The organism is Azospirillum rugosum (assembly GCF_017876155.1).
Lineage (GTDB): Bacteria > Pseudomonadota > Alphaproteobacteria > Azospirillales > Azospirillaceae > Azospirillum > Azospirillum rugosum.
This window is the reverse complement of record NZ_JAGINP010000007.1, coordinates 21,934-41,565: the sequence shown is the minus strand read 5'-3', so window position 1 is coordinate 41,565 and position 19,632 is coordinate 21,934. Positions and strand designations below refer to the sequence as shown.

The 19,632-nt window shown below is 70.3% G+C and carries 18 protein-coding genes; 13 read left to right on the top strand and 5 right to left on the bottom strand.

Annotated elements, in window-relative coordinates; all coding sequences use genetic code 11:
* Positions 1–6 precede the first annotated feature (6 nt).
* From J2851_RS11360 to J2851_RS11335, 6 genes are all read left to right on the top strand, one after another.
* Positions 7–246 (top strand): HypC/HybG/HupF family hydrogenase formation chaperone, encoded by a 240-nt coding sequence (locus J2851_RS11360; RefSeq protein ID WP_209766390.1) that lies wholly within the window; start codon positions 7–9, stop codon positions 244–246.
* A gap of 13 nt (positions 247–259) precedes the next feature.
* Entirely contained in the window at positions 260–493 is a 234-nt protein-coding gene (locus J2851_RS11355) for a CopG family transcriptional regulator (protein WP_209766605.1), read from the top strand.
* 8 nt (positions 494–501) lie between these two features.
* Complete coding sequence (locus J2851_RS11350; protein WP_307419516.1) at positions 502–846, top strand: type II toxin-antitoxin system RelE/ParE family toxin; 345 nt, start codon at positions 502–504, stop codon at positions 844–846.
* A gap of 42 nt (positions 847–888) precedes the next feature.
* On the top strand, positions 889–1,935 hold the full coding sequence (gene hypE, locus J2851_RS11345) for a hydrogenase expression/formation protein HypE (protein WP_209766388.1): 1,047 nt from the start codon (positions 889–891) through the stop codon (positions 1,933–1,935).
* 165 nt (positions 1,936–2,100) lie between these two features.
* Complete coding sequence (locus J2851_RS11340; RefSeq protein ID WP_209766387.1) at positions 2,101–2,823, top strand: sugar transferase; 723 nt, start codon at positions 2,101–2,103, stop codon at positions 2,821–2,823.
* Positions 2,824–3,275: 452 nt separating this feature from the next.
* Positions 3,276–4,805 carry a S41 family peptidase gene (locus tag J2851_RS11335; protein WP_209766386.1) on the top strand — a complete coding sequence of 510 codons (1,530 nt, stop codon included), beginning with the start codon at positions 3,276–3,278 and terminating at the stop codon, positions 4,803–4,805.
* Between the two features lie 240 nt (positions 4,806–5,045).
* Here J2851_RS11335 and J2851_RS11330 read toward each other — a convergent pair whose 3' ends face one another.
* Positions 5,046–5,633, bottom strand: a complete 588-nt coding sequence (locus tag J2851_RS11330; protein WP_209766385.1) for a cold-shock protein — start codon at positions 5,631–5,633, stop codon at positions 5,046–5,048.
* A gap of 229 nt (positions 5,634–5,862) precedes the next feature.
* The gene (locus J2851_RS11325; RefSeq protein ID WP_209766384.1) at positions 5,863–6,363 is read right to left on the bottom strand and encodes a YchJ family protein; all 501 of its coding nucleotides are present in this window, start codon (positions 6,361–6,363) and stop codon (positions 5,863–5,865) included.
* A 196-nt stretch (positions 6,364–6,559) separates the two neighbouring features.
* Here J2851_RS11325 and J2851_RS11320 point away from each other — a divergent pair, with 196 nt between their 5' ends.
* The 4 genes from J2851_RS11320 to J2851_RS11305 all read left to right on the top strand — a co-directional run bounded on the left by J2851_RS11320 (position 6,560) and on the right by J2851_RS11305 (position 9,763).
* Positions 6,560–7,342, top strand: a complete 783-nt coding sequence (locus tag J2851_RS11320; protein WP_209766383.1) for a cyclic nucleotide-binding domain-containing protein — start codon at positions 6,560–6,562, stop codon at positions 7,340–7,342.
* Between the two features lie 59 nt (positions 7,343–7,401).
* Positions 7,402–8,085, top strand: a complete 684-nt coding sequence (locus tag J2851_RS11315) for a ribonuclease HII (protein ID WP_209766382.1) — start codon at positions 7,402–7,404, stop codon at positions 8,083–8,085.
* 92 nt (positions 8,086–8,177) lie between these two features.
* Positions 8,178–9,263 carry a site-specific DNA-methyltransferase gene (locus tag J2851_RS11310; RefSeq protein WP_209766381.1) on the top strand — a complete coding sequence of 362 codons (1,086 nt, stop codon included), beginning with the start codon at positions 8,178–8,180 and terminating at the stop codon, positions 9,261–9,263.
* Positions 9,264–9,355: 92 nt separating this feature from the next.
* On the top strand, positions 9,356–9,763 hold the full coding sequence (locus tag J2851_RS11305) for a dihydroneopterin aldolase (RefSeq protein ID WP_209766380.1): 408 nt from the start codon (positions 9,356–9,358) through the stop codon (positions 9,761–9,763).
* Between the two features lie 16 nt (positions 9,764–9,779).
* Here J2851_RS11305 and J2851_RS11300 read toward each other — a convergent pair whose 3' ends face one another.
* The 3 genes from J2851_RS11300 to mutY all read right to left on the bottom strand — a co-directional run bounded on the left by J2851_RS11300 (position 9,780) and on the right by mutY (position 14,357).
* Positions 9,780–12,320, bottom strand: a complete 2,541-nt coding sequence (locus J2851_RS11300) for a sensor histidine kinase (RefSeq protein WP_209766379.1) — start codon at positions 12,318–12,320, stop codon at positions 9,780–9,782.
* A 171-nt stretch (positions 12,321–12,491) separates the two neighbouring features.
* Entirely contained in the window at positions 12,492–13,277 is a 786-nt protein-coding gene (locus J2851_RS11295) for a DUF1194 domain-containing protein (RefSeq protein WP_209766378.1), read from the bottom strand.
* A 21-nt stretch (positions 13,278–13,298) separates the two neighbouring features.
* On the bottom strand, positions 13,299–14,357 hold the full coding sequence (gene mutY / locus J2851_RS11290) for an A/G-specific adenine glycosylase (RefSeq protein ID WP_209766377.1): 1,059 nt from the start codon (positions 14,355–14,357) through the stop codon (positions 13,299–13,301).
* 154 nt (positions 14,358–14,511) lie between these two features.
* Here mutY and J2851_RS11285 point away from each other — a divergent pair, with 154 nt between their 5' ends.
* The 3 genes from J2851_RS11285 (at position 14,512) to smc (ending at position 19,276) form a co-directional block, all read left to right on the top strand.
* On the top strand, positions 14,512–15,018 hold the full coding sequence (locus tag J2851_RS11285) for a DUF721 domain-containing protein (RefSeq protein ID WP_209766376.1): 507 nt from the start codon (positions 14,512–14,514) through the stop codon (positions 15,016–15,018).
* Positions 15,019–15,123: 105 nt separating this feature from the next.
* Entirely contained in the window at positions 15,124–15,810 is a 687-nt protein-coding gene (locus J2851_RS11280; protein ID WP_307419518.1) for a DsbA family protein, read from the top strand.
* Positions 15,811–15,814: 4 nt separating this feature from the next.
* Complete coding sequence (smc, locus tag J2851_RS11275) at positions 15,815–19,276, top strand: chromosome segregation protein SMC (protein ID WP_209766375.1); 3,462 nt, start codon at positions 15,815–15,817, stop codon at positions 19,274–19,276.
* The last annotated feature ends 356 nt before the right edge of the window (positions 19,277–19,632 follow it).

The following is a 19,632-nucleotide window of genomic DNA, read 5'->3' as shown; positions in this document are numbered from 1 at the left end:
GAAACGATGTGCCTTGCCGTGCCCGCCCGCGTCGTGGAGTTGCTGGACGACGACCGCGCCACGGTCAGCCTGGGCGGGGTGAAGGTCGCCTGCTCCCTCGCGCTGGTCGAGGGGGTTGAGGTCGGCGACTACGTCATCGTCCATGTCGGCTACGCGCTGAACAAGCTCGACCCGGCGGAGGCGGAACGCACGCTCGCCCTGCTCGCCGAGGCCGGGGATGCCGTTGCCGGTGCCCTGCCCGCGTGATAGCCTTCCCACCATGACCAAGCCACAGCCCTGCGCCCCCGAAGAGACGCCCGACCGCAAGCCGCGGAACTGGGATCCCGTCTACGGCGACGTGGAGGCTTATCATCGTGCGGTGCAGGAGGCGCTGGAGTCCGCCAAGGCCGGCCTTCTCGTCGACGATGAAGAGGTTTGGGCCTGGGTGGACAGCTGGGGCACAGAACACGAATTACCCATGCCGGAACCTAAGGTCCGGCCACAGTCGCGCTGACTCCGATCGTGCCTGGTCGCGTTCGCTGGACCCCGGAAGCCATCCAGACCTTGGCGGGGATTCACGACTACACAATGCGGACCTGGGGGCGGCAATCCGCAGCGTCCATTGTATCGAAATTGCGGGCCGCCACCCGTGTTTTGCGGGAGCACCCGCGAATCGGGCGCCTTGGGCAGGAGGCTGGAACGCGCGAGCTGACCAGCATTTTTCCGTTCGTCATTGTTTACCACGTCAGCGGAGAAGACGGCTGGTCGGCCGGCCGGCAGGACGACGTCGAAATCCTCCGCATTTGGCACGGCGCGCAGGAGCGTGAGGAGCCCGCGCACGAGGATGGCGAAGTTCTGGCCGAGTGATACACTCGCGCGCTTTCGTTCCAACCGCGTCGAGCCCCTGCCATGACCGACCGCCGCCTGTTCACCCGCAAGCTCGACCTCGCCGCCGGGGCCGTGGACATGAGCCACGGGTCGGGCGGCAAGGCCATGGCCCAGCTGGTGCGGGAGCTGTTCGCCGCCGCCTTCGCCAACCCGCTGCTCGACCAGGGCAATGACCAGGCGGCCTTCGACGCTCCGGCCGGGCGCATGGTGGTGACGACCGACGGCTTCGTCGTCTCGCCGCTGTTCTTCCCCGGCGGCGACATCGGCTCGCTGGCGGTGCATGGCACGGTCAACGACGTCGCCATGGCCGGGGCGGTGCCGCTCTATCTCACCGCCGGCTTTATCCTGGAGGAGGGCTTTCCGCTGTCCGAGCTGAAGCGGCTGGTGGACAGCATGGCCGCTGCCGCGCGCGAGGCCGGCGTGTCCATCGTCACCGGCGACACGAAGGTTGTGGAGCGCGGCAAGGGCGACGGCGTCTTCATCACCACCACCGGGATCGGCGTGGTGCCGCCGGGCGTGGCGCCGTCCGGCGACCGGGCGCGGCCGGGCGACGTGGTGCTGGTCAGCGGCACCATGGGCGACCACGGCGTCGCCATCATGTCCACGCGCGAGAACCTGAGCTTCGAGACGGCGATCCGGTCCGACAGTGCGGCGCTGCACGGGCTCGTCGCCGCGATGGTCGCGGCGGTGCCGGGCGTTCATGTGCTGCGTGACCCGACGCGCGGCGGGCTCGCCACCACGCTGAACGAGATCGCCCACCAGTCCGGCGTCGGCATGCTGCTGCGCGAGGCCGACATTCCCGTGCGGGACGAGGTCGCCGCCGCCTGCGAGCTGCTGGGACTCGACCCGCTCTACGTCGCCAACGAGGGCAAGCTGATCGCCATCTGCGCCCCGGAGGACGCCGACCGCCTGCTCGCCGCCATGCGCGCCCACCCCCTGGGCTCGGAAGCCGCGGCGATCGGAACGGTGGTGGAGGACGCGCACCGCTTCGTCCAGATGCAGACCCGCTTCGGCGGCAAGCGCATCGTCGACTGGCTGTCCGGCGAGCAACTCCCCCGGATTTGTTGAGTCCTCCCATAAGGGTTGCCCCTTCTCGCGCCATCCCCTGCTGCCGGGTGTACCGCGACGGATCCACCCCGCGGCGGCCAAGCCGGGGGACCCCGAACGCGTCGCCGCGCGTTGCCTCCGCCGGGTGACGCGTTTGTCAGAACGTTTTATTCGACGAGGGGGTCAATGGGAATTCCGCAGTCCATCCAGTTGGGGGCCGCTCCGCTCGAGCCGGGCGACCTTGCCGGGGCCGCCTCGGCCGCGGAGCTGGTGGCCAGGCTTCCGGCCACGGAACCGCTGCACCGCAACCGGGTGAAACGCGCCTTCGACGTGGTGGGTGCCCTCGGTCTCGTCGTCCTGTTCGGGCCGCTGATGCTGGTGGTGGCGCTGCTGATCGTCATGGACGGCGGGCCGGTGGTCTTCGGGCACCGTCGGATCGGTGCGGACGGTCGCGACTTCACCTGCTGGAAGTTCCGTTCCATGGTCGTGGACGCGCCCGCCGTGTTCGAGCGGCTGATGGCCAGCAACGCGGAGGCCCGCGCCGAATGGGCCGCGACGCGCAAGCTGCGCAACGACCCGCGCATCACCTGGGTCGGCCGCTTCCTGCGGCGGACCAGCCTGGACGAGCTGCCGCAGCTGGTCAACGTGCTGACCGGCGACATGAGCCTCGTCGGCCCACGCCCCATCGTGGACGAGGAGGTCGCGCGCTACCACGTCTGCTTCCCCTTCTACATGCGCTGCCGCCCGGGCCTGACCGGGCTGTGGCAGGTCAGCGGGCGCAACGACGTCGACTATGGACGCCGCGTCCAGCTCGACACCGCCTATCTGCTGGGCTGGACGCTCTGGGGCGACATCAGGATCCTTCTGCGCACGGTCGGCGTGATGGTCAGCGGCAAGGGCGCCTATTGACGCAAGGGCGCCTGTTGACGGCGGGACAGCGCGAAAGGGTGTCCATTCCGGGCTAGAGTCTCGGCGCACGCACCCTCCCCCGCCCGGAGGATGGCCGCGACACCGCGGAATCCTCATATTCGTTTCGATGCGAATTGTTGCGGGACAAAGGCTTTCGCGGAAGCGGTGTCGCCGGCGCCGGATGGACCGGCGGCCGGCTGGCGATCCGGCCGGGCAAATTTTTGGGATTGCTTGGGCGCCGTGCTCGGTTGCACCATGAAGCCCGAAGAGGCTGCCCTTATGGGCCGTTCCTCGCGGACCGGAAGGGCGTGTCCATTGCCTTGGGAAACCCGAACTTCAGGATATGGCCCCATGTTCTTCCGGCGCGTGAAACCCCTGGTATAATGAAGCGTGTAGTAGGCTCGATGTCAGTTTATCCGCCGGCCGGGCCGGCCTGTCGAGAGGGGCGCAGGATGGCGAAACTGCTGGTGGCGCTGTTGCTGCTTGTGGCGGCTGTTGGACCCGCTTGCGCGGTGGCGCCGTCATCCCGCGCCGACACGAGCGTCGCGCTGGAGCGGTACCGGCAGGAGTTCGCCAAGGTCAAGGGCACGGCCGCCGCGCCGTCCACGACCGACCGAAACTACATCCTGTTCGCCGACGTGATGCGCCGTGTGCTGGCCGAGCATGTGAAGCCGGCCGCCCCCCAGACGCTGGTCGACAAGGCCGTCGCCGGCCTCCAGAAGAAGAAGAAGGAGGAGCCGGCCGCGAGCGACCGCGTCCTGACCGAGGCGGCGCTGGATTCCATGCTGTCCTCGCTCGATCCCTATTCCAGCTTCCTCGACTCCGAGCATTTCCGCTACATGCGGGAGCAGACGCAGGGCGAGTTCGGCGGCCTGGGCATCGAGGTGACGATGGACGACGACAGCGGGCTGATCCGCGTCGTGTCGCCCATCGACGGCTCCCCGGCCGCCCGCGCCGGCCTGCGCACCGGCGACCTGATCGCCAAGATCGACGACGCGCAGGTGAAGGGCATGAACCTGCGCGACGCCGTTGCCCGCATGCGCGGTCCGGTCGGCACCTCCGTGGCGCTGACCATGCGCCGCAGCGGCGGCGGCGGGACGGCGGCGGCCAATGGGGGGACGGCGGTAAATGGTGGAAATGGGGGCGGAAATGGGGGCGGAAACGGCGGTGGCAACGGAGGCAGCAACGGCGGCGACGCCCCGTTCCGCGTGTCTCTGACCCGCGCCGTCGTCAAGATCCAGCCCGTGCGCTACCGGCTGGAGGGCGACGTGGCCTACATCCGCATCGCGGCCTTCAACCAGCAGACCTCCCACGCGCTGGACGACGCGGTGGACGACATGCGCCGGCAGGCCAACGGTCGCCTGGCCGGTGCGGTGCTGGACCTGCGCAACAACCCCGGCGGCCTGCTCGACCAGGCGGTGAACGTCGCCGACCGCTTCCTGGAGGCGGTGGACATCGTCTCCGTGCGCGGCCGCGACCCGGACGAGAACCGCCGCTACACCGGCACGCCCGGCGACCTGATGGCCGGCCTGCCCATCGTCCTTCTGGTCAACAGCGGATCGGCGTCGGCGTCGGAGATCGTCGCCGGCGCCCTGCAGGACCACAGCCGCGCCCTGCTGTTCGGCACGCGCAGCTACGGCAAGGGGTCGGTGCAGACCATCTCCTCGCTGACCGGCGACATCGGCATCCGCCTGACCACCGCGCGCTATTTCCGCCCGTCGGGCGGGCTGGTGGACTGTTTCGGCGTAACGCCGAACCTCGAGATCAAGCCGGCCAACGACAACAGCGAGGAAACGCACCCCGACCCGGCGACCTGCGACCCGAACGCCACGCCCCCGTCCCCGCCGCGCGCCTGGAAGATGGAGGAGCTGTGCCCGGACGTGGCCGCCGTCCCGCCGAAGCCGGACTCCGACCGGCCGCTGGAATGCGCCGTCGCCGCCATCCGCACCCGCCTGATGGGCACGCTGATCGGCCGGCCGTAAGTCCGCGGCGCCACGCTAAAGCGGATTGTGATCCGCTTTGGACCGCGACCGCGGTCCCGGCCGCACGTGCGGCCGAAGCCCGGCCGGCGAATGAGGCCATATGAATCGAAAGCGAATGCAAATTCGCTTTAGAAAAAAGCCCTCCGCTCGACCTGAGCGGAGGGCTTTTCTTTTGAAGACCTTCGGTCGGCCACGGCGGGAAGGGTCCGCCCCTTTCCGCCGCGACGGGACCGTTCGACGTCAGACCACTTCGACGCGCTGCGCTTCCGGACCCTTGACGCCCTGGCGGACGGTCACCCGCACCTGCTCGCCGTCCGCGAGCACGTCCAGGCCCGAGCGCTCCAGGGCGCGGATGTGAACGAAGATGTCCTTGCCGCCGGAGGCCGGGGCGATGAAGCCGAAGCCCTTGGAGGTGTTGAACCACTTCACGGTGCCGTCGACCGTCTCCTCGGCGCCACCACCAAAACCGCCACCACCATAGCTGCCGCCGCCGCCATAACCGCCGCCATAGCTGTCGCCGCGCGGCGGGCGGGAGGAGGAGCGGGCCGGGGAGGCGCTGGCCGTCGACAGGTCGACGTCCGCGATCGTGGCGACCTGCGGGCCCTTCGGGCCGCGCGACAGGTCGCACGTGATGGTGGCACCCTCGGGCAGGCTGTCGTGACCCAGGAGTTGCAGGACGGTGGAATGCAGGAAGGCGTCGGGCGAACCATCCTCGGGCGTGACGAAGCCGAAGCCCTTGGTCGCGTTGAACCACTTGACGGTGGCGCGGACGTTGCGCTGGGTAATCTCAGGAGCGCGGAAGCTGTTGCGCTGCGGACGGTCGAACATACGTGGTCTCATCTGTCGTGATCGGCCGCAACCCAGCGAACGGGGCGCGGCGGTTCGAAGATGATCGGTTCCGCCCGGCTTTTCAATTGAGATTGCGCGCCAAGGGCATGAAACGACCGCCGAAAAGCGCGTTCAGGGCCGCCCGGAGACGCCGGGCGACCCAAAATGTCTCAATTGCCTCGAAAATCGGCGCATGCCCGCGGTTTCAGGCCCCCGATTGGGCTTTAGATCAGGCGTTCGCGCCGCAGCACTTCTTGTACTTCTTGCCGCTGCCGCAGGGGCACGGCTCGTTGCGGCCGACCTTGGGGCCGCTGCGCGGGCGGGCGCCCAGGACGCCGTCGACGTAGTACCAGCGCCCGTCGCGCTTGGTGAAGCGGCTGGTCTCGTGATGCTTCTGCGGCTTGCCGCCGGTGACGAAGTTGGCGACGAACTCGACCACGCCCTCCTCGTCGTCCACGCCGCCGGCCTCGGTCGAGCGGACCTCAAGCCCGGTCCACTGGCTGCTCTTGGCCCAGGACTCGATCTCCGTGCGGTGGAAGTCCTCGCGCGTCTCCGGCAGCAGGGTTTCCTGGAGATAGTCGATCTTGCCGGTGGCGAAGGCCGAGTAGCGCGAGCGCATCAGCGCCTCGGCCGTCGGCGCCGCGGCGGTGCCGTCGAGGTAGGGGCCGCAGCAGGCGTCCAGCGCCTTCCCGGAACGGCAGGGGCATTCGTTCGTGGAGCTGTCGGTCATCGGTCGGGCCTCTCGTCGTCGCCTCTCGTCGTCAAGGGCGCCATGCATAGCGCAGCAGCCGCCGTCCGCCAAGACCATTGCCAATCGCCGATAACCGGAGCCGACCGCCGCGAGACGTCCCGGCAAAAACCACCCTGCGAATGCGGCAATTCGGCTAGAATGCGCGGGAAAGCGGACGAACTGCACAGGCCAGGGCATGACCGACGCCACCTTGCCGCGCCGGCGGATTTCCGCCGGCACCGTGCTGATGCGCCAAGGCGACCGGGGCGACCGCGCCTGGCTGGTCGAGGACGGGACGCTGGACATCCTGCTGGAAGGGCCGGAGGGGCAGCGCTGCCTGGGCACGGTCGGCGCCAACGCCGTCGTGGGCGAAATGGCGCTGATCGACGACGGCGTGCGCAGCGCCACCGTCCGGGCGGCCAGCGACGTGACCGCGGTCGAGCTGTCGCGCGAGACCTTCCGGACGCTGCTGTGCAAATGCCCGCCGCTCGCCGCCTATCTGCTGGAAAGCCTGATCGCGGCCATTCGCCGCACATACGGGTTGCCGCAGCCGGAACGGCGGGAGGGCGGCGCCGGCATCCGCTCCTCGGCCTCCCACACCACCGTCATGGACCGGCGGATGTTCCGCGTGGGGCACGCCTTCTTCCAGCAGGGCGACGAGGGCACCGCCGCCTACCTGATCCAGTCGGGCGCGGTCGGCATCCGGCGCGACGGGACGCAGATCGCCGTGCTCGGCCCCGGCCGCATCTTCGGGGAACTGGCCCTGCTCACCAGCCGGCCGCGCGCGGCGTCCGCCGTGGCGCTGGAGGCGACGGTCTGCGAGGTGATCCGCAAGGACCAGTTCGTGAAGGCGGTCGGCACCATGCCACCGATTCTCCGCTCGCTGACCCGCATCTACATCGACCAGCTGGCGAGCGGGCGCACGCCGGGCGGGCAGCCGCAGGAAGGACCATTGGCAGACGGCCGGAACGCCCCATAGGATTCCTTGCGCCGGCCGCCCCCGTGGCTATTCTGCGCGCCCCTTGCCGAGATGCGACCATGACGACGACCAGCACCAAGCCCACCCGCGCCACCAAGGGCAGCAAGGCGCCGCGCCCGCAGCCCGACCTGTCCTTCGAGCTTTCGCTCGGCCAGGGGCAGCTCGTCTGCGGCATCGACGAGGTCGGGCGCGGTCCGCTGGCCGGTCCCGTGGTCGCCGCCGCCGTGGTCCTGCCGCCGGACGGGCTGCCGGCGCACGTCGCCCGCGCGATCAACGACAGCAAGGCGCTGAGCCAGCGCGTCCGGGAGGAGCTTGAGCCGGAAATCCGCGCCCACGCCCTGGCCGTGGCGCTGGCCGAGGCCAGTGCGGCGGAGATCGACGACCTCAACATCCACAAGGCCACGCTGCTCGCCATGGCCCGCGCCTACGCGGCGCTGCCGGGGGAGGCGCCGGCCGTCGCGCTGATCGACGGCAAGTTCAAGCCCGCCCTGCCCTGCTTGGCGGAGGCCATCGTCAAGGGCGACGGGCGCAGCCAGTCCATCGCCGCCGCCTCCATCGTCGCCAAGGTGGCGCGCGACCGCGAGATGACCCGGCTGGCCGCCCTGCACCCCCAGTACGGCTGGGAGCGCAACGCCGGCTATCCCACGCCGGAGCATCTGGAGGCCCTGCGCCGGCACGGCGGCACGGCGCACCACCGAGTCAGTTTTGCACCAGTGCGCGCGCAAAAAGCGCTGGCGGACTGAGCGCCGGGATTCCGGGGTAAGAAACCAGTTGACGGCGACTCGGCGGCGAATCATTGTCCAAGCGAGTGAGTCGCTGCTGTTGGTTTGCGTCAATGCTCCCCCTGAACAAAATTCTGGTGGGCGATTGCATCGCCCTCATGAATGAATTGCCGGCCGAATCGGTCGATCTTGTCTTTGCAGATCCGCCTTATAACCTCCAATTGGGGGGCGAACTCTTGCGCCCGAACCATTCCAAGGTCGATGGAGTGGAAGAGGACTGGGACAAGTTCGAGGATTTCGAGACCTACGACCACTTCACCCGCGACTGGCTGGCCGCCGCGCGCCGCATCCTGAAACCCGAGGGATCGTTGTGGGTGATCGGCAGCTACCACAACATCTTCCGTGTCGGCGCCACCTTGCAGAATCTCGGCTTCTGGATTCTGAACGACATCATCTGGCGCAAGACCAACCCGATGCCGAACTTCCGCGGCACGCGCTTCGCCAACGCGCATGAGACCATGATCTGGGCCTCACGCGACAAGGACGCGCGCTACCGCTTCAACTACGACGCCATGAAGGCGCTGAACGACGACCTGCAGATGCGCAGCGACTGGCTGCTGCCGATCTGCAGCGGCGGGGAGCGGCTGCGCGACGAGGACGGGCGGAAGACCCACCCGACGCAGAAGCCGGAATCGTTGCTGTACCGGGTGCTGCTGTCCTCCTCGCGGCCGGGCGACACGGTGCTCGACCCCTTCTTCGGCACCGGCACCACCGGCGCCGTGGCCAAGCGCCTGGGCCGCAATTGGATCGGTCTGGAGCGCGACGACACCTACGTGAAGGCCGCCCAGGCCCGCATCGACGCGGTGGAGGAGGCGCCGGACCCGTCGGTGCTCGACACGCCGCCCAAGCGCTCCGCCCCGCGCATCCCCTTCGGCTGGGTGGTGGAGCGCGGCCTGCTGCGCCCGGGCACCTCGCTGTTCGACCAGCGGCGCCTCAACCGCGCGCTCGTGCGCGCCGACGGGACGCTGATCGGCTCCAACGCGCGCGGCGACCACCGCGGTTCCATCCACCAGGTGGGTGCGGCGATGGCCGGCCTGCCGGCCTGCAACGGCTGGACCTTCTGGCATTACGAGGACGGGGACGACCTGCGCCCCATCGACGTGCTGCGCGAGCGCATCCGCTCCGAAGCCTCGGCGTAAGAGCCGCCCTTCCTTATCAGCAGGGGAGACCACCGGGAAACGCCGCCGCGACGCCTTGGCAGGCTCGTGGCGGCGTGATACGCGTGTGCGCCATGAACAAGCTCTTCGCCACCATCACCGCCTCGGCCACCGCCTCGGCCACCGCCCCGGCGCCCCGCCCGGCCCAGACGACGACGTCCACCCGTTGCTTCGTGCGCGATCTCGTCATGGACGCCCTGATCGGCGTTTACGCCCATGAACGGATCAAGTCGCAGCGGATCCGCCTGAACCTGGAACTGGACCTCGCCGCCCCCGGCGTGACCGGCGAGGACATGGCCGCGGTGGTGAAGGGGCTGGTCAGCCAGGGTCACGTCACCCTGATCGAGACGCTGGCCGAGCGCATCGCCGACCGCTGCCTGGAAGACGACCGCGTCAGCGCCGCGCGGGTGCGCGTGGAAAAGCTGGACGTCTTCCCCGACGCCGCCAGCGTCGGCGTCGAGATCGAACGGGCGCGCGCATAGCCCCACTGAGTGGGAATCACGCCAACTCCGTCTGCGGTGCCTCCACGCGTCCCGCGGCCACGGCCGGCTGGGCCATGGGGGCGGCGGTCAGCGGCAGGCCGATGGTGAAGCGGCAGCCGGAGTCCGGCTGTGACGCCACGGCGATGCGGCCGCCCAGCGTGCCGACCACGATGTTGTAGACAATGTGCAGCCCCAGCCCGCTGCCGCCCTCGGTGCGGCGGGTCGTGAAGAAGGGCTCGAAGATCCGCTCCAGGTTCTCCGGCGGGATTCCCCGGCCGTCGTCGGTGAAGTCCATCACCACGCCCGCGGCCCCGTCGCGGTGGACGGCGATGGTGATCAGGCCCGGCGTGTCCGGGCGGAAGGCGTGCACCAGCGCGTTGATGACGAGGTTCGACACCACCTGCGACAGGGCACCCGGGTAGCTGTCCATGGTGATGCCGTCCGGGCAGTCGAGCGTCACGCGGTGGGGCGTGCGCTTCAGCTGCGGGGCGAGGCTGCCCAGCACGCCTTCCAGGTAGCCGCGCAGGTCGAAGGGGCGCCGCGCCTCCGACGTCTGGTCGACGGCCACCTGCTTGAAGCTCTGCACCAGCGTGCAGGCGCGCTCCAGGTTGGCGAGGATCATGGAGGCGGCCTCCTCGATCCGGTCGACGAAGTCGTCCAGGTCGCGGCGGCGCAGGCCGCCGTCGGCGACGTTGCGCTTGAACTGGCGCGTCAGCTCGCCGAGGTAGGAGGCGGCGGTGACGCCGATGCCGACGGGCGTGTTGATCTCGTGCGCGACGCCGGCCACCAGCGCGCCCAGCGACGCCAGCTTTTCCGCCTGAACGAGGCTCTTCTGCGTGCGTTGCAGGTCGTGGAGCGCGCGCTCCGCCTGGTCCTTGGCGGCGACCAGCGCGTTCTCCGCGTATTTGCGGGCGGAGATGTCGTGGAGCGCCAGGAACATCGCCGCATCGCCCTCGTAATCCATCGCCATGGCCGACAGGACGCCCCAGAAGGGACGCCCGTCCGCCGTCCGCAGCCGGGTTTCGAAATCGGTCAGCCGGCCGCGGCGGAACACGTCGTCGGCGAAGGAGCGCCAGCCGATGGCGTCCTCCACGAAGTCCGGCACCGCCCGGCCCAGCGCGTCGGCGGACGGCAGTTCCAGCAGGTCGGTGGTCGGCGCGTTGGCGAACAGGATGCGCCCGTCGGCGCGGCGCGCGATGACGATCGGGAAGGGCGAGCTTTGCAGGATGGTGCTGAGCCGCCCCTCGCTGGCCTTCAGCGCGGCGGTCTGCGTGTGCAGGGCGACCATCACGTCGGCGAAGCGCTCCACCGCGCGGCCGATGCGGTCGAACTCCTCCAGCGAGGCGGGCGGCAGCGCCACCGGCTGCGGATCCTCCTGAAGCACGTTCAGCGAATCGCTGACCCGCAGCACCGGGGCCACCACGTGCCGGCGCAGCAGGACCGCCACGGCGCCCAGCAGCAGGATGGTGGCGGCGATGCCGGCGACGCTGCTCCACAGGCCGCGGCGGCCGTACTCGACGATGCGCTCCGCCATGCCCAGCGTGGTGGCGGCGGCGTCGCTGGACAGGCTTTCCGCCAGTTGCCGGAGCTGCCGGTAGGCGAGGTCGCTGTCCTGCCGGACCTGCGCCTGCACGGTCAGCCGGCCGCGGTGCAGGTCGGCCAGGGAGCGCGCCGCCGCGAAGCGGTCCAGCACGGCGGCGAGTCGCCTCGGCTGGTCGCCCTCCCCCGCAGGCCGGCTGGCGACGGACAGGCCGCCGAGCATGGCCCGCTGGGTCCGCAGCAGCGCCACGATGTCGCCGTCCGTCTGGGCCAGCGCCTCCGCCGTGTCGGCCGCCACCGCCTCGCCGTAGAGCCGGCGCAGGTGGTACAGGTTGCTGAGGAAGGCATAGTCCTGCACGGCCTTGTCCGGTTCCGCCAGCAGCGAGGTGGCGACCGCCAGCGCGTCGTCCACCTGCGCCAGGGTCTCGCGGATGCTGGCCGACAGGGCGTCGATCAGGTCGGCGCGGTGGTTGCTCCGCCGCACGGCGTTCACCGCGCGGTCGAGCTTGTCCAGGACGGAGACGTCCACCACCAGGGCGAACTGGCTGGCCAGCGCCTCCGCCTCCTCCAGGGCGGCGGCACGGCGGGCGCGGTCGCGGCTGTTCAGGATCACCTCGGCCAGCCGGCTGAGCTGCGCCGCCGTCATGGCGTTCTGGTGCTGGGCGCCGATGCGCGGAACGGTGGCGTTGCGCGCCTCCTCCGCGATGCCGACGATGCCGAGGAAAGCCGCCCCGACCACCGCGGTCAGGGTGGCGAGCACCAGAGCGACCGCGCCGATGAAGGCGATGGCGACGCCCTGCAGGCGCGGCTTGCGGGCTCGCCCGGCATGCTGGCCGGAGTGCTGGCCGGAATGTTGATGATCGCGCCGGTCCTCGACGGCCGGCCGCGCGGCCGCGGGGGCCCCATCCATCGGGCGCACGCCGTCACCGGCGTCCAAGCCGCCGGTATCGATACCAGCCGCCGCGGCGATGTCCGCCACGGCAATGTCCGCAAGCCCCGCCGACACCCGATCCTGCATGCCCGTTTCCCAGACGCTCGCGCAGGTGGGCGCCGGCTCCGGGCACTGCATACCCGAGGATGTTCATGAGCTGGCGACTGCACGCCTGGGTAACTTAACGCCGCTCGCGCCCGGTCACCAGACGATTTTAACTCAAAGGCCAGCGGCTTAGCACCGCAGGCCGCGGCGCGGTCAATAGTTGCCGGCTGTGATAACCGGCCGCGGTTGCCCCAGTGTTGCGCGCCGTATTGCCGGCTGTTGCGGGATGGCCGACGCGATCTCCTGGATCAGCTTCTGGCGCAACGCTTCGACAAAGCTCTCGCGGTCCATGGCCGTCTTGACGAAGCAATTGGGACCGGCGATCACATTTTCCTGGTAATACTCTTCAAGCCACGGAAATTCGTCGAGGATCGCCAGCGCGTTGATGGTGACCCCGCGCCTTTCCGCGCGAGCGCGCGCTTCCAGCGGGTCCGGGCCGCTGTTGGAGAATCCGTTGGAGACGAGGTCGATGACCTTGCGCGGCGCCTCGATCCCATTGCCGTCGAACAGGCGGGCCGAGTCGTCGATGGCGCTGCCCAGCGCGGTGCTGTCGGCCTGGAGCCCGCGCGGCGCCGCGGCGATCTTGTGGGAGAAAGCCTTGGCGTCCTCCCCGCTGGTCAGGATCGTCCAGGGCACCAGCACCTTCAGGCTGTGCGGGCCGGAGAAGACGACCAGCGTCGCCGCCACCCCGCCCGCCGACACCGCGTCGGCCAGCGCCGGGTCGAGGAAGGCCGCGGCGTGGCCCTGGAGCTGGAAATCCAGGTCCCCGTCGGTGATGGAGGCGGAGCCGTCCACCGCCAGCACCAGCTCCAGCGACACCGACCGCGCCGCCGGCGCCTTCTCTTTCGCCTTCGGTTCCGCCGCCAGCGCCGGCCCGCTCAACACCGACCCGCCCAGCGCCAGCACCGTTAGGACAACCAGGAACGCCCGCCGCACCATGCTTCACCCATTCGCCACACGTCACGCATGGGCAAGCGCGTGGCGCACCACCTTCATCATGACGGAGGGAAGCGCCTGCCCGCCCAGCCGGTCGACCGGGACCCACAGGCCCTCCGCACGCCGCCAGCCGTCGCCCGCCTTCGCGGCGACGACCTCAAGTTCCAGGTGAAAATGGCTGAAAGTATGGCGGACCGTGCCGGGCAGCCGGCGCCAGCCGGCCTCCAGCGGCGCTTGGGCCCTCACCGCGGCCTCATCCGGCGCCGTTGGGGTCCAGGCGGTGGAGGGCACCTCCGTCATGCCGCCGAGCAGCCCTTCCTCCGCGCGCCGGCGCAGCAGGACGGCGCCCTCCGGGTTCAGCAGCCAGTAGGCGACGCCGCGCCGGGTCGGCTTGTCGGCCTTGGCGGCCTTGCGCGGAAGCTCCTCCTGGATGCCGGCCGCCCGCGCCGCGCACCACTCGGCCCAGGGGCAGAGCATGCATTTCGGCTTGCGCGGGGTGCAGACCGTGGCGCCGAGGTCCATCATGGCCTGGGCATAGTCGCCGGGCCGGGCATCCGGGGTCAGCGTCGCGGCCAGCGCCTTCAGCTTCGGCTTGACGTTGGGCAGCGGCTCCTCCACCGCGAAGACGCGGGCGATCACGCGCTCCACGTTGCCGTCCACCACGGTCGCCTTGCGCCCGAAGGCGATGGAGGTGATCGCCGCGGCGGTGTAGGCGCCGACCCCCGGCAGCTCCAGCAGCCCCGCCTCCGTGTCCGGGAAGCGCCCGCCCAGTTCCCCCGCCACGACCTGCGCACACTTATAGAGATTGCGCGCCCGCGCGTAGTAGCCGAGCCCGGCCCAGGCGACCAGCACATCGTCCAGCGGCGCCGATGCTAGGTCGCGCACTGTCGGCCAGCGTTCCGTGAAGTTGCGGAAGTACGGGGCGGCGGCCGGCACTGTGGTCTGCTGGAGCATGATCTCCGACAGCCAGACCCGGTAGGGGTCGGCCTCCTCCCCGGGGCGGGATCGCCAGGGCAGGTCGCGGCGGTGATGGTCGTACCAGGTGAGAAGCCGCTCGGCGGCGATACGGGAGTCGTTGATCATGGCCCCAACACATAGGCATCTTGTCCGCCACAAGAAAGCCTCCGGTGGGGTGCTGGCGCTCCCCGGACGGCTGCGCTAGGGTGCGGCTGACGCGTGACAGGGCATGCGACATCGGGCACGGGCGAGACAGGACAGCCATCATGAACGGACCGCCATGAACGGACCAAGACGCATCGGGCAGGCCGTGCCGGAGGTGGCCGGCAAGGCGCTGGGCAAGCGCGGGCTGGCCTTCGGGGCGCTGATCAACGACTGGCCGTCCATCGTCGGCCACCAACTGAGCCTGCGCACCGCCCCCGACAAGCTGAGCTTCCCGCGCGGCAAGCGGGAGGACGCCGTGCTGCACATCCGCGCCATGGGCGCCATCGCGCTGGAGCTTCAACACCTGGAACCGCAGATCGTGGAGCGCATCAACAGCTTCTTCGGCTACCGCGCGGTGGCGAAGATCAAGCTGATCCACGCGGCCCCGATATCCTCGCCCACGCCGGTGGTCCGCCCCCGCACGCTGACCATGGACGAGGAGTTGTCGGTGATGACCACCACCGCCGCCATTGAGGACGAGGATCTCCGCGCCACGCTGGAGCGCTTCGGCCGCTCCCTCCTGGCGCGTCCCGCCGCGAAACCGGGCCCCAGGCCGGTCCCGAAGCTTCCGCAGAAGCGCTGATCCCGCGGGACAGCCTCCAAACGGCCAGCACAGGCTGGGCCATACTCTTGCCGCAAAGCGGTCGTCTTCAGTATAATATCAACATCTGGTAGGGATGAGGCCAAAGTGAACCGCAACCTTTTGGGCATTCTAACCCTGCTCGGCATCGGGATGACTCTGATCGTCGGGCTTGCCATCGTCGGATCCCGGCCGTCCAACGGGCAGACCCTGCCCGCGCCGGTGGCCCCCACGCAGGTGGCCGAAACGGCCACCCTGCCGCCGCTGGCGGACATGCTCGCGGACCGCGTGCTGGGCGACCCGAAGGCGCCGGTGACGATCCTCGACTATTCGTCGATGACCTGCCCGCACTGCGCCACCTTCCACACGGAAACCCTGCCCAAGATCAAGGAGAAGTACATCGACACCGGCAAGGTGAAGCTGGTGTTCCGCGACTTCCCGCTCGACCAGGCGGCGCTGCGCGCCTCCATGCTGCAGCGCTGCGCCCCGGCGGAGCGCTACTACCCGCTGATCGACGTCCTGTTCAAGAGCCAGGGGCAGTGGAGCCGCGCTTCCGACCCGGCCAAGGCGCTGGCCCAGTACGGCAAGCTGGCGGGCATGAGCCAGGCGACCATCGACGCCTGCCTGACGAACCAGCAGCTGGCCGACGGCATCCTGCAAAGCCGCCTGACGGGCTCCGACAAGCACAAGGTCGAGTCGACCCCGACCTTCATCCTGAACGACGGGGCCGCGACCATCGGCGGCGCGCAGTCGTTCGAGACCTTCGCCGCGGCGATCGACAAGCTGCTGAAGTAAGACCGTGCTGTTCACGCGCCTCCGCCTGTCCGGCTTCAAGTCGTTCGTCGACGCCACCGAGCTTGTGATCGAGCCCGGCATGACCGGCATCGTCGGCCCGAACGGCTGCGGCAAGTCGAATTTGGTGGAGGCGCTGCGCTGGGTGATGGGGGAAACCTCCGCCAAGAAGATGCGCGGCGACGACATGGACGACGTCATCTTCGGCGGCACGGCCAACCGTCCGGCGCGCAACCTGGGCGAGGTCGCCCTTCTCATCGACAACCGCACGCGCACCGCCCCCGCCGGCTTCAACGAGCACGACGAGCTGGAGGTGACGCGGCGGATCGAGCGCGGCAACGGCTCCGACTACCGCATCAACGGCAAGCTGGTGCGCGCCCGCGACGTCCAGCTTCTGTTCGCCGACAACGCGTCCGGCGCCAATTCCCCGGCGCTGGTCAGCCAGGGCAAGGTCGGCCAGATCATCAACGCCAAGCCGCAGGACCGCCGCATGCTGCTGGAGGAGGCGGCGGGCATCACCGGCCTGCACTCCCGCCGGCACGAGGCGGAACTGCGGCTGAAGGCGGCCGAGTCCAACCTGATGCGCCTCGACGACGTCATCGGGGCGATGGACACCCAGCTGCAAAGCCTGAAGAAGCAGGCGCGGCAGGCCGCCCGCTACCGCAACCTCTCCGAACAGATCCGCAAGGCGGAGGCCGTGCTCTGGCACCTGCGCTGGATCGCGCACGAGGCCGAGCTGTCGCGCGCCCGCGCCGCCCACGCCACCGCCGAAGGCGCGGTGCGGGAGCTGATGCTGGCCGTCACCCAGCTGACCACCCGCCGCACGGACCACGCCGCCGGCCTGCCGGAAAAGCGTCAGGCCGAGGCCGCCGCCGCGGCCGGCCTCCAGCGCCTCGTCATCGCCAAGGAGCAGCTGGACACCGAGGAGAAGCGCGTCGCCGAGCAGCAGCGCGCGCTCGTCTCCCGCCTCCAGCAGATCGCTGGCGACCTCGGCCGCGAGGAAGCGCTCGCCGCCGACGCCGGCGACGCCCTGGCCCGCCTGGAGGCGGAACGCGACCGCCTGCTGGCCGCCCAGGACGACGAGGAGATGCTGGAGGAGGCCGCCCGCGAGGCCCTGGCCGAAGCGCGCGAAGCCGTCGACCAACTCGACCGCGAGCTGACCCGCCTGACCGAGCAGGTCGCCGCCGACGAGGCCCGCCGCGCGTCCACCCAGCGTCAGGTCGCCGAGTTTGAAACGCGGGCCGCCGGCCTCGCCAAGCGCCTCGCCGAGCAGCAGGCGCAGCGCGACTCCCTCGAAAAGGACATCGCCGCCCGCGCCGACGTGGCGGAGGCCGAACTGGCCGTCGAGTTGGCCGAGCAGCGCCTGGAGGAGGCCCGCGACGCCGCCGAGCGGGCGGAGCGTGCCAAATCCGACGCCGAACCCGCCCAGGCCCGCGCCCGCGAAGCCGTGCAGGCCGCCGAATCCGCCCGCGCCAAGCTGAAGGCCGAGGAAAAGGCCCTCTCCGAGCTTCTGGCCGCCGGCTCCGGCGACCTGTTCCCGCCGCTGGTGGACGCCGTCACCGTCGCCCCCGGCTACGAGGGCGCGCTGGCTGCGGCACTGGGCGACGCCCTGACCGCCCCGCTGGACGAGGCCGCCCCCGTCCACTGGCGCGACCTGCCGCCCTACGACTCCGCCGCCCCCCTGCCTGCCGGCGCCGAGCCGCTGGCCAAGCGCGTCAAGGGACCGGCGGCCGCCGCGCGCGCCCTGTCCCACATCGGCGTGGTCGCCGACGCCGTCACCGGCACCTCCCTTGCGCCCTCCCTCGCCCCTGGCCAGATCCTGGTCAGCCGCGATGGCGGCGCGTGGCGCTGGGACGGGCTGACCGTCCAGGCCGGCGCCCCCACCGCCGCCGCCGTGCGCCTGAAGCAGCGCAACCGCCTGAACGAGCTGCGCGGCGAGCTGGACCTCGCCGACGAACAGCTGGAGGTGGTCCGCGCCGCCCTCGACGACGCCCGCCGCACGGTGGAGGAGGCCGCCCAGGCCGACCGCCGCGCCCGCGACGCGGTGCGCGAAGCCTTCGCCGGCGTGACCGCCGCGCGCGACCGCCACGCCAAGCTGGCCCGCGAGGCCGACGCCGCCGCCTCGAAGCTCGCCGCCCTGGTGGACGGCATCGAGCGCTTGACCGCCGACCAACAGGACGCCGACGCCAAGCTGTCGGAAGCCCGCGAGCTTCTCGACGCCCTGCCCGACGCGCGCGAGGGCCGCGACGCCGTCAACGACCGCCGCGCCACGCTGGCCGAGCGGCGCACCGTGCTGGCCGAGAAGCAGAACGCGCTGGACCGCCTGACCCGCGAGGCCCAGGCGCGCCGCCAGCGCCTGTCGGCCATCCAGCAGGACGTCGCCTCCTGGGGCACCCGCTCCGCCGGTGCCGGCGGGCGCGTCGCCGAGCTGAGGCAGCGCGCCGACGCCGCCGAATCCGAACTGGCCCAGCTGCAAAGCCGCCCCGCCGCCATCGAAGCCGACCGCCAAGCCCTTCTCGGCAAGATCAGCGAGTCTGAGCGCGCCCGCAAGCGCGCCGCCGACGTGCTGGCGGAGGCGGAAACCCGCCTTGCCGAGACCGAAAAGGCTCTGAAACAGGCCGAATCCGGCCTCGCCGACGCCCGCGAGGCCCGCGCCCACGCCGAGGCCGCCGTCTCCGCCGCGCTCCAGAACGGCCAGTCGCTGACCGAGCGCATCGCCGAACGGCTGAACTGCCGCCCGGAACAGACCCGCGCCGCCGCCGAGTTGAACCCCGACGAGCCCATGCCGGACGTGACGGTCCTGGAATCGCGCCTGGAAAAGCTGACCCGCGAGCGCGAGAACATGGGCCCGGTCAACCTGCGCGCGGAGATCGAGGTCGCCGAACTGGAGTCGCAGATCACCGCCCTCCAGACCGAGCGCGAGGACCTGATCAGCGCCATCGCCCGCCTGCGCCAGGGCATCGCCAGCCTGAACCGCGAGGCGCGGGAGCGTCTGGTCGCCTCCTTCGACAGCGTGAACCGCAACTTCCAGGACCTCTTCACCCGCCTGTTCGGCGGCGGCAAGGCCCACCTGGAGCTGGTGAACGCGGAGGATCCCTTGCAGGCCGGCCTGGAGATCTACGCCAGCCCACCGGGCAAGAAGCTCCAGGTCCTCTCCCTCCTGTCCGGCGGCGAGCAGGCCCTGACCGCCCTCTCCCTCCTCTTCGCCGTCTTCCGCTCCAACCCGGCACCCATCTGCGTGCTAGACGAGGTGGACGCCCCGCTGGACGAGGCCAACGTCGGCCGCTTCTGCGACCTCGTCGACGACATCGCGCGCGAGGGCAACACCCGCTTCCTGATCATCACCCACCACCGCCTGACCATGGCCCGCGTCGACCGCCTGTTCGGCGTAACCATGGTAGAGCGCGGCGTGTCGCAACTGGTGAGCGTCGATTTGAAGCGGGCAGAGGAGCTGAGGGGGGCGGCGTAACGGCCCGTGAAGCGTCACGTGTGCCGACACCCTTGCTACGCGACGTCAATCCCCTCTCCCCTCCGGGGAGAGGGTTAGGGTGAGGGGGATGCACGTATGCCGAACCCACCAAAGAACCGCGACGTCCGTCCATCCCCTCTCCCGCCCTTCGGTGAGTGCTTCAAGATTTCCAAGGTTTCCGCACGGCCCGGAACCTCCTTGCTCCGGCGCCACATTCACTGTAGGATTTTTTCCCCACAGACCACACCGGAAACCCCGCCGTGCGACATCACCGAATTTCATGTCTCACAGCGTTTCACAGTGTTTCATTCGGCCACTCCCGGCGCTTACGATGAACCGTGGAACCGAACAATCCG